Here is a 15,175-nt window from a genome sequence, read left to right on the forward strand (position 1 = left end):
ATAAGAACAGTTCGATAGTTCATTTCCCTACCTTGCCCCGGCCTTGGTTAATGTTTCCACAATGTCGCTATTCCCCATCATGGCTGCGATGGACAGCGGAGTGGCGCCGTCTTTAATTCTCATGGTGTTGAGATCCGCCCCGGCGTTGATCAGGATTTTCACGCAGTCGGTATTGCCTTTCTCGGCAGCGATGAACAGCGGAGTGGAGCCATCCTTGGTCGCGGCGTTGAGATCCGCCTTGGCTTCGATCAGGATTTTCATGCAGCCGATGTTATTTTGTTGTGCAGCGATCAAGAGCGAGGAGGCGCCATGGTCAGTTGGGGCGTTGAGATCTGCCTTGGCTTTGATCAGGATTCTCACGCAGTCGGTGTTATTTTCTTGTGTAGCGATGAACAGTGCGGTGCCGCCATCCATAGTTGAGGTGTTGAGATCCGCCTTAGCTTCAACCAGAGCTTTCACGCAGTCGGTATGGCCTCTCGCAGCTGCGATGAACAGTGCGGTGCCACCGTAATGAGTCTGAGCGTTGAGGTTTGCCTTGGCTTCGATCAGGGCTTTCACGCAGTCAGTCTTGCCCATCTCGGCAGCGATGGACAGCGGGGTGCCGCCGTCTATAGTCCTGGCGGCGTTGAGATCGGCCCCAGCGATGATCAGGTCTTTTACGCAGTCGGTATTGCCTTTTCGGGCAGCGGTGAACAGCGGGGTGGCACCATCCGACAAGGCGGCGTTGAGATCCGCCCCGGCTTTGATCAGGATCTTAACACAGTCAGTGCGATTTTCTTGCGCAGCCATGAACAGCGAGGTAGCACCATTCTTAGTCTGGGCGTTGAGATCCGCCCTGGCTTCGACCAAGGCTTTGACGCAGTCAGTATGGCCTCTCGCAGCAGCGATGATCAGCGGGGTAGCGCCATTCTTAGTCTGGGCGTTGAGATCCGCCCTGGCTTCGATCAGGGCTTTCACGCAGTCAGTATTGCCTCTCTGGGCAGCGATGAACAGCGGGGTAATACCACCCTTGGCCCGAGCGTTGATATCTGCCTTGGCTTCGATCAGGGCTTTCACGCAGCTGGTATTGCCCTTCTCAGCTGCGATGCACAGCGGGGTAGCGCCATCCTTAGTAGGCGTGTCAGGATCCGCCCCGGCGATGATCAGGACTTTCAGGCAGTCGGTCTCACCCCTCTGGGCCAAGGTGAACAGCGGGGTGTTGCCATCTTTAGTCTGGGCGTCGAGATCCGCCCCGGCTTCGACCAGAGCTTTCACGCAGTCGGTGTTGTTTTCTTGTGCAGCGAAGAACAGCGGGGTGGCACCATTCCTGGTTCGGGTGTTGAGGTTTGCTCCCGCTTCGATCAGGGCTTTGACGCATTCAGTATTGCCCATCTTGGCCGCGATGGACAGCGGGGTGGTGCCATCCGACAGGGCGGCGTTGAGACTCGCCCCGGCATTGATCAGGGCTTTCACGCATTCGGTATTGCCCATCTCGGCTGCAATGGACAGTGGGGTGGCGCCATCCGGACAGGCGGCGTTGACATTCGCCCCGACTTCGATCAGGGCTTGCAGGCAGTCGATGTTATTTTCTTGGGCAGCCATGAACATTGAGGTGGCACCGTACTTACAGACGGCGTTGAGATTCGCCCCGGCGTTGATCAGGCATTCGACGACCGTCTTGTGCCCCCCGAAGGATGCCATCATCAAGGCAGTGTAATCGTCACACGTAATGTTATGGACATTGACATTGACTCCTTCTTCCAGAGACGTGTTTACCTGATCCAAATCCCCTTCAAAACAGGCACGATAAAACGTCTGATCGGGAAAAAATGTATCCTGGTGCGGTTCACCGGTGTTCAGATTCAACACAGGCATCGGATTTTGCCGACACATCGCACACCGACGTGAGCCGATGGACTGATCAACACAATACTTCAAAATACAGTCCAGATCGAAGCGGTTGCCACAACATTGTGTTTTGACGACCACAGGCGCTACAGCCCGGCCATGGAATTCGGCCAAACAAATGGGACAGTGAGGATCCTCCCGCGGTACTTGAGTATCCCCGGGGACAGGGGGGCGAGCAATGCCATCCATGAGTAGAACATCTGTGTTAGTCAATGAGCGATACGGATTGGACACAAGAAAAATACGATAGTTCAGCTCTATGGCTACAAAGTTTGCAGTGGCTAAACAATCTCACCTATTTCAAAAACTCGTAAGACGGGAACACCTGAAAGCCGTGTTTACCGGAAAACATAACGCCTTTCTTTTGTTCCCCGCCTTGCCTCTGTCACCTACCTTGCCCCGGCCTCAGTCAGGACTTTCACGCAGTCGGTATGGCCCATCCGGGTTGCGATAGATAGTGCAGTGGCACCATTGGACAAGGCAGCGTTGAGATCAGCCCCGGCGCTGATCAGGAGTTTCACGAATTCGATATTGCCTTTCGCAACAGCCACGAGCAGCGAGGTAGCGCCATCCGACAAGGCGGCGTTGATGTCTGCTTTGGCTTCGATCAGGATTTTCATGCAGTCGATATTGACTAACGCAACAGCCATGAGCAGCGGGGTGATGCCATTCGTGGCTCGTGCGTTGGGATCCGCCTTGGTTTCGATCAGGGCTTGCAGGATGTCGATGTTATTTTGTTGAGCAGCGATGAGCAGCGGAGTGGAGCCATCCGACGTTCGGGCAGCGTTGACGTCTGCCCCGGCTTTGATCAGGGCTTTCACGCATTCGGTGTTGCCCTTCCCGGCAGCCATGAACAGCGCGGTGGCACCATCTGCAGTCCGTGCGTTGAGGTCTGCCTCGGCTTCGATCAGTGCATTCACGCAGTCAGTCTTATTTTCTTGGGCAGCCATGAACACAGGGGTGGCGCCACCTGTAGTCTGGGCGTTAAGATTTGCCTCGGCTTCGATCAGGACTTTCACGCAGTCGGTATTGCCTTTCGCAGCAGCGATACACAGTGGGGTGGCGCCATCCGACGTGGCAGCGTTGAGATCTGCCCTGGCTGCGATCAGGATTTTTAGACAGTCGGTGCTATTTTGTTGGGCAGCCATGAACAGCGCGGTGACACCATTCTTGGTTCGGGCGTTGATATTCGCCCTGGCTTCAATCAGGATTTTTAGGTAGTGGCTGTTATTTTCCAACGCAGCAACGAGCAGCGCGATGACGCCATCCCCAATTTGGGCGTTGATATCCGCCTTGGCTCTGATCAGGAGTTTCATGCAGTCGATGTTATTTTCCTGGGCAGCCATGATCAGCGGGGTGGAGCCATCCTCAGCCCGGGCGTTGAGATCTGCCTCGGCTTCGATCAGGAGTTCCACGCAGTCACTGTTGCCTGTTGCAGCAGCGATGGCCAGCGGGGTGACGCCATTTGAACAGGCGGCGTTGAGATCTGCCCCGGCTTCGATCAGGAGTTTCACGCAGTCGGTGCTATTTTGCTGGGCGGCCATGAACAGCGGGGTGGCGCCACCCACGGTTTGGGCGTTGAGATTCGCCTTGGCTCTGATCAGGAGTTTGACGCAGTCGGCCTTATTCTGCTGGGCAGCGATGAGTAGTGCGGTGGCACCATTCTCACGGGCAGCGTTGAGATTCGCCCCGGCGTTGATCAGACGTTCGACGATATCCCTGTGCCCCTGACCAGATGCCAAAATCAAGGCAGTGAAATCATCAGCTAGAGCAGCATTGACATTGACTCCTTCTGCCAGTGAATGGTTCACCCGCGCAAAATCCCCGTTAATACAAGCATCAAAAAACGCCTGGTTCGGGAAAAATTGATCCGGGTGAGATTCACCGGTGCCCAGATTCAATACAGGCATCGGGTCTTGCCGACACATCGCGCACCGGCGTGAGCCGATGAGCTGTTGAACAAAAGACTTCGAAATACAATCCAGATCGAAGTGCTTGCCACAACAGTGTGCCCTGACAACCACAGGTGCTACATCACGGCCATGGAAGTGAGTCAGACAGATAGGGCAGAGATCGGACTCCAGCGATGAGTTATTTTCCACAGGGACAGGGGGGCGAGCAATACCATCCATAATGAGTAAAATATTTTTGTTAGCCAATAAGAGATGCGTCTTAGACACAAGGAAAATAAGATAGTTCAGCTTTATGGCTATAAATTTTGCTGTGACTAAATAATCACTTTTCCTTACCTGGCCCCGGCCCCGGCCCCGGTCAGGGCTTTCACGATATCGGTATGGCCCTTCCGGGCTGCGATATGCAGCGAGGTGGTGCCATTCTTGGTTTTGGCGTTGAGATCCGCCCTGGCTTCGATCAGGGTTTTCACGATGTCGGTATGGCCTTGCTGGGCAGCCATGAGCAGTGGGGTGGCGCCATTGTCAGTCCGGGGGACGTTGGGATCCGCCCCGGCCTGAATCAGGACTTTCACGCAATCGGTGTTCTTTTCTTGTGCAGCGATGAACAGCGGGGTGGCGCCATCCGAAGTCGGGGAAGCGTTGAGATCTGCTCCGGCTTCGATCAGGGCTTTCAAGCAGTCGGTATTGCCGTTTGCTGCAGCGATGTACAGCGGGCTGCCACCATCCGACATAGGAGTGTTGAGATCCGCCTTGGCTTCGATCAGTATTTTCACGCAGTCGGTATTGCCCATGTCAGCAGCGATCAAGAGCGGGGTGGCGCCATCCTCGGTCCGGGCGTTGAGATCTGCCCCCGCTTTGATGAGGGCTTTCACGCTGTCGCTATTGCCATTCTGTGCAGCCATGAACAGTGCGGTGGCACCATACTCAGTCCGGGCGTTGAAATCCGCTCCGGCTTCGATCAGGAATATTACGCAGTCGGTATGGCCTCTAGCAGCAGCCATGATCAGCGGGGTGGCGCCATCCTTAGTCCGGGGGGCATTGAGATCGGCCCCTTCGTTGATCAGGACTTTCACGCAATCGGTGTTATTTTCTTGTGCAGCGATGAACAGCGGGGTGGCGCCATCCCTGGGTGCGTTGAGATCCGCCCCGGCCCCGATCAGGCGTTGCACGATGTCGGTATGACCCTCCCGGGCAGCGATGAACAGCGGAGTGGCCCCATTCTTGGTCCGGGCGTTGAGATTCGCCCCGGCGTTGATCAGGCATTCGACGATGTCATTGTGCCCTTGACTGGATGCCACCAACAAGGCAGTGACACCATTGTTCATAACGGCATTGACATTGACTCCCTCTGCCAGTGACTTTTCCACCTGATCCAGATCTCCCTCAAAACAGGCACTATAAAACGCCTGATCGGGGAAAAATGTATCCGGGTAAGATTCACCGGTGTGCTCATTCACCATAGGCATCGGGTCTTGCCGACACATTGCACAGCGGCGAGAACCGATGGGCTGATTAACAAAACACTCAGAAATACAGTCCAGATCGAAGCGGTGGCCGCAACATTGGGTTTTGAGGACCACAGGCACTGCATCACGACCATGGAAGTGAACCAGACAAATAGGGCAGGGATCGGACTCCAGCAGTGCGTCAGTGTCCATAGGGACAGCGGGGTGAGCAATGCCATCCATGAGTAGTAAATCCGTATTATTCACATGACCTACGCACTCTGGGCAGTGTCCGTTGTCCAAATGTGAGCATGAGCTTTGTTCGGGCGTTGCTGCCGTTTGGTCTGTCGAATGTTCTGCAAAATTCATCGGCCATTCAGTGGGCCCACTGCTATCGGATGACGGTCGGAATTGACAAATGCCATGACAGGTGAAGACGAAACAATCTAAACCCAAAGTATGCCGATGTTGCTCTGAGCCATCGTTTCCATCGGCAGAGTCAGAATGAAGGAAGCTGTTGGAAGAGTCTGAGGGACAGGCGGGGGCTTCCTGAGCCTGCTGCCCCGACGATTCAGATGGCGGGTCTTGCTGTTGTTGAGTTCCAGAGCCAGGTACCGTAATGATGGCCGCAAGCGGTTGTTCTTGACACAGCTCTTTTTGTTTCATCGGGTTAAACGACGGTGAGTCGATATTCCAATAACTTGTTAAAAGCCAACCGACAGCAACAACCACTTCAATAGGCAGCCATGAATAGGAGGTGGACCCGGGAAGGGTATTTTTGCTGGTCAGGATCCGTTCGTGACCAACCAGCAAACGAGTGGCGTAAGGCCATGGCCACGAAATTGATTCAGTGATGGTCGGTTTTAGCCCGCAACCGTTTAGTCTGCCTTGTTTCCCATCAGACGGTAAATCCGATCTTGCATAACCCTTTTTGTGGTCAATGTCTGACATGGTGCCTGACATTTTGTGCTGGTCAGATGTTATAGAAACGTTCTGGTTTGGAGAGCCTGTTTTCTGTTCCAGCTCAACAACAAAACGTCTTGTTAAAGGTTGAGCCTGACAGACGACGAAAAATGTCGTTAGTAGCAATGGTGCTGCAAAGAGTGAGTGTTTAATCATTCTACACTTGCGTTCTGGTTTACAGAGAGGAAGGATAGATCAAGAAAATAACTCAAGTGATGCAGCTAACCATTCTCTCAACTGCCCCAGAGAAGCTTTCAGCCCTGCCGAGACCTCAACTTTTCACCGTTTCTTGTAATCACCCTGAGAGTATCGACATCGAAGTCAAGATCGCTGCAAACCAGATCCGGATAGAGAATGCCTTGTGCACCCTACCGTGCTCCAGCGTCGGTCAGGGCTTTCACGCAGTCGGTATTGCCCTTCTTGGTTGCGACGAACAGCGGGGTGATACCATCAATGTCGGCGTTAAGATCCGCTTCGGCTTCGATCAGGGCTTTCACGCTGTTGGTATTGTCCATCGAGATAGCCGTTAGGAGTGGGGTGGCGCCATACTCAGAACGGGCGTTGACATCCGCCCCGGCGCTGATCAGGATTTTCATGATTTCGATGTCATTTTCCTTAACAGCCGCGAACAGTGCGGTGAAGCCACTTAGAGTCCGGGCGTTGATATCCGCCCTGGCTTCGATCAGGAGTTTCACGATGTCGGTATGGCCCTCCTGGACGGCGACGAATAGCGGGGTGGAGCCGTTCTTACTACGGGCGTTGATATCCGCCTTGGCTTCGATCAGGAGCTTCGCGATGTCGGTATGGCCCTCCAGGGCAGCGACGAACAGCGGGGTGGCGTCACGCTTATTACGGGCGTTGAGATCCGCCTTGGCTTCGATCAGAAGTTTCACGATGTCGGTATGGCACACCAGGGCAGCGATGCACAGCGGGGTAGCGCTACGCTTATTACGGGCGTTGAGATCCGCCCTGGCTTCAATCAGGAGTTGCACGATGTCGCTATAGCCCTTCCCGGCAGCGATGTAGAGTGGGGTGGCGCCATTCTTATCACGGGCGTTGAGATGCGCCTTGGCTTCGAGCAGGACTTTCACGATGTCAGTATGACCCTCCTGGGCGGCGATGAGCAGCGGGGTGGCGCCATCCTCGGCCCGGGCGACGTTGACGTCCGCCCCTGCTTCTATCAGGCGTTCGGCGATCTCCACTTGCCCGTTAGCGGATGCCAACATCAAGGCATTGAAATCATCATTCCTGAAGGCATTGACATTGACTCCTTCTGCTACTGACTTATCCAGCTGATCCAAATCCCCGACAATACAAGCATTAAAAAACGTCTGTTCCGGGAAAAACTTATCCGGGTGATATTCACCGGTGTTCTTATTCAACATTGGTATCGGGTCTTGCCGGCACATTGCGCACTGGCGTGAGCCGATGGGCTGTTTAACAAAAGACTTCGAAATGCAGTCCAGATCGTAGTGCTTGCGACAACATTGGGCTTCGACGATCACAGGTGCTACATCACGGCCATGAAAGTAAGTCAGACAAATAGGGCAGGATTCGGCCTCCGGCATTACGACAGTGTCATTGGGGTCAGGGGTGTGAGCAATGCCATCCATGAGTAGTACATCTGTATTATTTCCATGACCTAAGCACTCTGGGCAGTGTCCATTGTCCAAATGTGGGCATGAGCTTTGTTCGGGCGTTGCTTCTGTGTGGCCTGTCGAATGTTCTGCGACATTTATCGCCCCTTCAGCGGGCTCACTGCCAACGGATGATGGTCGAAATTGACAAACGCCATGACAGGGAAAGACGAAACAATCTAAACCCAAAGTATGCCGATGTTGCTCTGAGCCTCCGTTACCACCGGCAGAGTCAGAATAAAGGAAGCTGTTGGAAGAGCCTGTAGGGCAGGCGGTGGCACCCTGAGCTTGCTGCCCCGATGATTCTGATGGCGGGCCTTGTAGCTGTTGAGTTCCAGAGCCAGGTACCGTGATGATGGCCGCAAGCGGTTGCTCCTGACACAGCTCTTTTTGTTTCATCGGGTTAAGCGACGATGAGTTTATATCCCAATAACTTGTTAAAAGCCAACCGACAGCGACAACCACTTCAATAGGCAGCCATGAATAGGAGGTGGAGTCGAGTGGGGTATTTTTGCTGGTCAGGATCCGTTCGTAACCCAAGAGCAGATGATTAGCGTAAAGCCATTGCCACGAAGTTGATTCAATGATGGTCGTTGTTAGCTCGCAGCCGTTTGGTCTGACTTGTTTCTCATCAGACGGTAAATCCGATCCTGCATAACCCTTTGTGTGGGCAATGTCTGACAAAGTGCCTTTCAGTGTGTGTTGGCCAGGTGTTACAGAAACGTTCTGGTTTGGAGAACCTGTTTTCTGTTCAAACGAGACAACAAAACGCCTTGTTAACGGTTGAGCCTGACAGACGACGGACAATGTCATTAGTAGCAGTGGTGCTGCAAACAGTGAGTGTTTAATCATTATTTTACAACTGCATTCAGGATTGTAGAGAGGAAGGATAGATCAAGAAAATAACTCAAGTTACGCAGCTAACAGAGAAGCTTTCAGCCCTGCCAAGAGCCCGACTTTCCACCATTTCTTGTAGGTCGCCCTGATAGTCCGGGCATCGAAGCCAAGATCGCTGCAAACCAGATCCAGATAGGGAATGTCTGTGCTTTCACCTCTGTTTTTAAAGACCCGGCGGTATAGCAGATGCTCCTTGCCTCGCCCCGGCCTTGGTCAAGGCTTTCACGCAGTTGGTATTGCCCATCCTGGTTGCGATGGAGAGTGGAGTGGTGCCATCCGTTAGGGCGGCGTTGAGATCCGCCCCGGCCTTGATGAGGACTTTCACGCAGTCGGTACTGCCGTTCTCAGCAGCGACGTGCAGCGAGGTGGCGCCATTCGGCAAGACGGTGTTGAGATCCGCCTTTGCTTCGATCAGGATTTTCACGCAGTCGGTGTTATTTTTCCGGGCAGCGATGAACAGCGGTGTGGCGCCACCCCTCATCTGCACGTTGAGATCTGCCCCAGCATTGATCAGGAGTTTCACGCAGTCGGTGCTATTTGTTAGGGCAGCGATGCACAGTGCGGTACTGCCATCCTCAGTCCGGGCGTTGATATCTGCCTTGGTTTCGATCAGGAGTTTCAGGCAGTCGATGTTATTTTCCTGGGCAGCGATGAACAGCGCGGTAGCGCCACTCTCACTCCGGGCGTTGATATTCGCCCCGGCGTTGATCAAGCGTACGACGATATCTGTGTGCCCCATACAAGCTGCCAACATCAAGGCATTGGAATCATCATCCATAATGACAATAAAGGCATTGACATTGACTCCATCTGCCAGTGAATTCTCCACCTGACTCAAATCCCCCTCAAGACAGGCACGATAAAACGCTTCGTCGGGAAAAAATGTATCCGGGTGAGACTCTCCGGTGTTCTCATTCAGCATAGGCATCGGGTCTTGTCGGCACATTGCACAACGGCGAGAGCCGATAGGCTGTTCAACAAAGCACTTCGAAATACAGTCCAGATCGAAGTGCTTGCCACAACATTGGCTTTTGACGACCACAAGTGCTTCATCACGACCATGGAAGTGAACCAGACAAATAGGACAGGGATCGGACTCCAGTGGTGCCTCAATGTCCATGGGGACAGCGGGCCGACTGCTATCGGATGATGGTCGGAATTGACAAACGCCATGACAGGGAGAGACGAAACAATCCAAACCCAAAGTGTGCAGATGTTGCTGTGAGCCTCCGTTACCACCGGCAGAGGCAGAATCAGAATTAAGGAAGTTGTTGAAAGAGCCTGTTGGGCCGATGGTGGTTTCCTGAGCTTGCTGTCCCGATGACGCTGATGGCGGGTGTTGTGGCTGGTCATTGCCAGAGCCAGGCATGGTAATGATGGCCGTCAACGGTTGAGCCTGACAGACGACGGATAGTGTTATTAGCAATGTTATTGGCAACATCAGGGCTGCAAAGAGTGAGTGTTTAATAATTCTATCCCTGCATTCTGGTGAACAGGGAGGAAGGATAGATCAAGAAAATAACTCAAGTGACACAGTGAATAGTTCTCTCTACTGCCCCAGAGAAGCTTTCAGCCTTACCTCTGTTACCTACCTTGCCCCGGCCTCAGTCAGGAGTTTCATGATGTCGGTGTTGCCCTTCCGGGTTGCGATGGACAGCGGGGTAGTGCCAAGTTCGGTCCGGCTGTTGAGATCTGCCCCGGCGTTAATCAGGAGTTTTACGATGTTGGTATTACCCTTCAGGGCTGCCATGAACACTGGGGTGGCACCATTCTCAAACCGGGCATTGAGATCCGCCCCATTGTCGATCAGGAGTTTCACGCAGTCGGTGTTATTTTCTTGCACAGCCACGAAGAGTGGGCTGGCGCCATCCGAAGCCCTGGCGTTGAGATCTGCCTTGGCGTTGATCAGTAATTTCAAACAGTCGGTATTGCCCTTATGGGCAGCCAAAAACAACGCGGTGGTGCCACTGTTAGTCTGGGCGTTGAGATCCGCCTCATTATTGATCAGGAGTTTCACGCAGTCGGTATTGCCTTTCTGGGCAGCGGCCATCAGTGCGGTGGCGCCAATCACAGTTCGTGCGTTGATATTTGCTCTGCCTTCGATCAGGGCTTTCAAACAGTCGGTGTTACCTTTCTGGGCAGCTATGAACAGCGGGGTGGCGTGCGGCATGGCGGCGTTGAGATCCGCCTCAGCGTTGATCAGGAGTTTCACACAGGCAGTATTACCCATCCGGGCAGCGATGAACAGCGCGGTTCTACCATCTTTAACCCTGGCGTTGAGGTCCGCTTTGGCTTTGATCAGGGTTTTCAAGCAGTTGGTATTATTTTCCTGGGCAGCCATGTACAGCGGGGTGCAGCCATCCCTGGTCCGAGCGGCGTTGACGTTTGCTCCGGCGTTGATAAGGCGTTCGACGACGTCCGTTTGTCCCCGGTAGGATGCCAAAATCAAGGCCGTTAAGTCATCAGTCATAACGGCATTGACATTGACTCCTTCTGCCAGTGACTTTTCCACCTGATCCAAATCCCCATTAAAACAGGCACGATAAAACCTCTGATCGGGGAAAAATTCATCCGGGTGAGATTCACCGGTGTTTTCATTCACAATAGGCATCGGGTCTTGCCGGCACATTGCACACCGGCGAGAGCCGATAGGCTGATTAACAAAACACTTCGAAATACAGTCCAGATCGAAGTGGTGGCCACAACATTGGCTTTTGACGACCACAAGTGCTTCATCACGGCCATGAAAGTGAGTCAGACAAATAGGGCAGGGATCGGACTCCAGCGGTATGTCAGTGTCCATGGGGACAGCGGGCCGACTGCTATCGGATGATGGTCGGAATTGACAAACGCCATGACAGGGAGAGACGAAACAATCTAAACCCAAAGTGTGCAGATGTTGCTGTGAGCCTCCGTTACCACCGGCAGAGGCAGAATCAGAATTAAGGAAGTTGTTGAAAGAGCCTGTTGGGCTGACGGTGGTTTCCTGAACTTGCTGCCCCGATGACGCTGATGGCGGGTGTTGTGGCTGGTCATTGCCAGAACCAGGCATGGTAATGATGGCCGCCAAAGGGTGATCTTGACGCAGCTCTTTTTGTGTTATTGGATTAAACGACGATGAATTATTATTCCAATAACTTTTTAAAAACCAAGCTACAGCGATAAGCACTTCTACAGGCAGCCATGAATAAGAGGCGGAGCTGAGCGGGGTGTTTTTGCTGGTCAGGATCAGTTCGTAACCAACCAGCAGATGAGTGGCGATGAGCCATTGCCAGGAAATTGATTCAATGGTGGTCGTTTTTAGCTCGCGACTGTTTAGTCTGACTTGTTTCTCATCAGACGGTAAATCTGATCCTGCAAAGCCTTTTGTCTGTGTAAAGTCTGACAGGCTGCCTGACAGTGCACGCTGGTCAGGTGTTACAGAAAAGTTCTGGTTTGGAGAACCCGTTTTCTGTTCAAACTCGACAAAAAAGCGTCTTGTCAACGGTTGAGCCTGACACACGACGGACAATGTTATTAGCAACAGTGGTGCTGCAAAGAGTGAGTGTTTAATCATTCTATCCTTGCATTCTGGTGAACAGGGGAGAGGATAGATCAAGAAAATAACTCAAGTGACACAGTGAACAGTTCTCTCTACTGTCCAGAGAAGCTTTCAGCCTTGCCTCTATTACCTACCTTGCCCCGGCTTCGGTCAGGACTTGCACGCAGTCGGTATTGCCCATCTGAGCTGCAATGAGCAGCGGGGTGGCGCCATCCTCAGTCCATGGGTTGAGATCCGCCCCGGCGTTGATCAGGATTTTAAGGCATTCGATGTTATTTTCCTGGGCAGCGATGAACAGCGGGGTGGTGCCATCCGACAGGGCAGCGTTGAGATCAGCCTTGGCTCTGATCAAGAGTTTCACGATGAAGTTATTGCCCATTTCGGCAGCAACGAACAGCGGGGTGGCGCCCTTCTTAGTCCGGGCGTTGACATCCGCCTTGGCTTCGATAAGGATTTTCACGCAGTCGGTGCTATTTTCTTGTGCTGCGATGAACAGCGGGGTGCCGTCATCCTCAGTCCTTGCGTTGAGAACCGCCCCGGCTTGGATCAGGATTTTAAGGCATTCGGTGTTATTTTCTTGTGCAGCGATGAACAGCGGGGTGGTGCCATCCGACAAGGCAGCGTTGAGATCAGCTCTGGCTCCGATCAGGAGCTTCACGATGTCGGTATGGCCCTTTTGGGCAGCAGTGAACAGCGGGGTGACGCCATGCTTGGTTTGGGCGTTGAGGTTTGCCCCAGCGTTGATCAGGTGTTCTACGACGTCCTTGTGCCCTTGAATGGATGCCAAAATCAAGGCAGTGAGATCATTAACCATAGCGGCATTGACATCGAGACCCTCTGCCAGTGACTTTTCCACCTGATCCAAATCCCCCTCAAAACAAGCACGATAAAACGCCCGATTGGGGAGATCTGACCCGGCTTCGATCAGGAGTTTCACGCAGTCGGTATTGCCTATCTCGGCGGCAATCAGTAGCGCGGTGGTGCCATCCTTAGTTCGGGCGTTGATATCCGCTCCGGCGTTGATCAGGAGTTTCACGCAGTCGGTGTTATTTTCCTGGGCAGCGATGAACAGCGGAGTGAGGCCATTCTTGCTTCGGGCGTTGAGATTTGCCCCGGCGTTGATCAGACGTTCGACGAGGTCCTTACGCCCGTGAATGGATGCCAACATCAAGACAGTGAGACCATTATTATTATTTATAACGGTATTGACATTGACTCCCTCTGCCAGTGACTTCTCCACTTGATCCAAATCCCCCTCAAGGCAGGCGTTATAAAACGCCTGATCGGGGAAAAATTGATCCGGGTGAGATTCACCGGTGTTCTCATTCACCATAGGCATCGGGTCTTGCCGACACATGGCACAACGGCGAGAGCCGATAGGCTGTTCAACAAAACACTTCGAAATACAGTCCAGATCGAAGTAGTGGCCACAACATTGGCTTTTGACGACCACAAGCGCTTCATCACGGCCATGGAAGTGAACCAGACAAATAGGACAGGGATCGGACTCCAGTGGTGCCTCAATGTCCATGGGGACAGCGGGCCGACTGCTATCGGATACTGGTCGGAATTGACAAACGCCCTGACAGGGAGAGACGAAACAATCTAAACCCAAAGTGTGCAAATGTTGCTGTGAGCCTCCGTTACCACCGGCAGAGTCAGAATAAAGGAAGCTGTTGAAAGAACCTGTTGGGCCGACGGTGGTTTCCTGAGCTTGCTGCCCCGATGACGCTGATGGCGGGTGTTGTGGCTGGTTATTGCCAAAGCCAGGCATGGTAATGATGGCCGCCAAAGGGCGATCTTGACGCAGCTCTTTTTGTGTTATTGGATTAAACGACGATGAATTATTATTCCAATAACTTTTTAAAAACCAAGCTACAGCGATAAGCACTTCTACAGGCAGCCATGAATAAGAGGCGGAGCTGAGCGGGGTGTTTTTGCTGGTCAGGATCAGTTCGTAACCAACCAGCAGATGAGTGGCGATGAGCCATTGCCAGGAAATTGATTCAATGGTGGTCGTTTTTAGCTCGCGACTGTTTAGTCTGACTTGTTTCTCATCAGACGGTAAATCTGATCCTGCAAAGCCTTTTGTCTGTGTAAAGTCTGACAGGCTGCCTGACAGTGCACGCTGGTCAGGTGTTACAGAAAAGTTCTGGTTTGGAGAACCCGTTTTCTGTTCAAACTCGACAAAAAAGCGTCTTGTCAACGGTTGAGCCTGACACACGACGGACAATGTTATTAGCAACAGTGGTGCTGCAAAGAGTGAGTGTTTAATCATTCTATCCTTGCATTCTGGTGAACAGGGGGGGGAAGGATAGATCAAGAAAATAACGCAAGTTCCAAAAGCTCTGAAATACCCGTTGCAGTAGTCTTACGAAAAGACGACAAAAGTCTAGTAAATTTCTATAAGATCATCTTTCATGCAATCAATAATGGCTGACTTTCAGGATGGTGCATGGCTCGTGATAGTTTAGCTCTGTGGCTATGAAGTTTGCAGTGGCTAAATCATCACCTATGCCAAAAACCCGGAAGATGGGAACACCTGAAAGCCATGTTTTGTGGAAAATAGAACGCCTTTCTTTTGTTCCCTTTCCTGTTTCTGTTCCCTACCTTGCCCCGGCTTCTGTCAGGGCTTTCACGCAGTTGGTATGGCCCATCCCGGCTGCCTCGGATAGTGGGGTGGTTCCATCCGGCAAGGCGGCGTTGAGATCTGCCCCGGCGTTGATCAGGACTTCCACGCAGTCGATATGGCCTTTTGCAGCAGCGATGAACAGTGAGGTGGCGCCAATCTTACAGACGGCGTTGAGATTTGCCCCGGCGTTGATCAGGCATTCGACGACCGTCTTTTGCCCCGAGAAGGACGCCATCATCAAGGCCGTGAAATCCTCATAC

8 protein-coding genes are annotated in these 15,175 nt (G+C 52.8%); all 8 read right to left on the reverse strand.

Translation table 11 applies throughout. The annotated features are described in order from the left end of the window. Positions 1 to 27: 27 nt before the first annotated feature. Positions 28 to 2,076: an ankyrin repeat domain-containing protein gene (locus KBW69_RS20340; RefSeq protein ID WP_257282071.1), complete on the reverse strand. Its 2,049-nt coding sequence runs from the start codon at positions 2,074 to 2,076 to the stop codon at positions 28 to 30. Positions 2,077 to 2,276: 200 nt separating this feature from the next. Beyond that, positions 2,277 to 4,046: an ankyrin repeat domain-containing protein gene (locus tag KBW69_RS20345; RefSeq protein ID WP_257282072.1), complete on the reverse strand. Its 1,770-nt coding sequence runs from the start codon at positions 4,044 to 4,046 to the stop codon at positions 2,277 to 2,279. Between the two features lie 86 nt (positions 4,047 to 4,132). After that, positions 4,133 to 6,364: an ankyrin repeat domain-containing protein gene (locus KBW69_RS20350; protein ID WP_257282073.1), complete on the reverse strand. Its 2,232-nt coding sequence runs from the start codon at positions 6,362 to 6,364 to the stop codon at positions 4,133 to 4,135. Positions 6,365 to 6,576: 212 nt separating this feature from the next. Continuing rightward, complete coding sequence (locus KBW69_RS20355) at positions 6,577 to 8,697, reverse strand: ankyrin repeat domain-containing protein (RefSeq protein ID WP_257282074.1); 2,121 nt, start codon at positions 8,695 to 8,697, stop codon at positions 6,577 to 6,579. 208 nt (positions 8,698 to 8,905) lie between these two features. Next, positions 8,906 to 10,183 carry an ankyrin repeat domain-containing protein gene (locus KBW69_RS20360; RefSeq protein ID WP_257282075.1) on the reverse strand — a complete coding sequence of 426 codons (1,278 nt, stop codon included), beginning with the start codon at positions 10,181 to 10,183 and terminating at the stop codon, positions 8,906 to 8,908. A gap of 147 nt (positions 10,184 to 10,330) precedes the next feature. After that, positions 10,331 to 12,298, reverse strand: a complete 1,968-nt coding sequence (locus KBW69_RS20365; RefSeq protein ID WP_257282076.1) for an ankyrin repeat domain-containing protein — start codon at positions 12,296 to 12,298, stop codon at positions 10,331 to 10,333. A gap of 115 nt (positions 12,299 to 12,413) precedes the next feature. Further along, entirely contained in the window at positions 12,414 to 14,561 is a 2,148-nt protein-coding gene (locus KBW69_RS20370) for an ankyrin repeat domain-containing protein (RefSeq protein WP_257282077.1), read from the reverse strand. A 328-nt stretch (positions 14,562 to 14,889) separates the two neighbouring features. Continuing rightward, on the reverse strand, positions 14,890 to 15,175 hold a 286-nt coding region (locus KBW69_RS20375), incomplete at its 5' end, for an ankyrin repeat domain-containing protein (RefSeq protein WP_257282078.1).

The organism is Endozoicomonas sp. ISHI1 (genome assembly GCF_024606225.1).
Lineage (GTDB): Bacteria > Pseudomonadota > Gammaproteobacteria > Pseudomonadales > Endozoicomonadaceae > Endozoicomonas_A.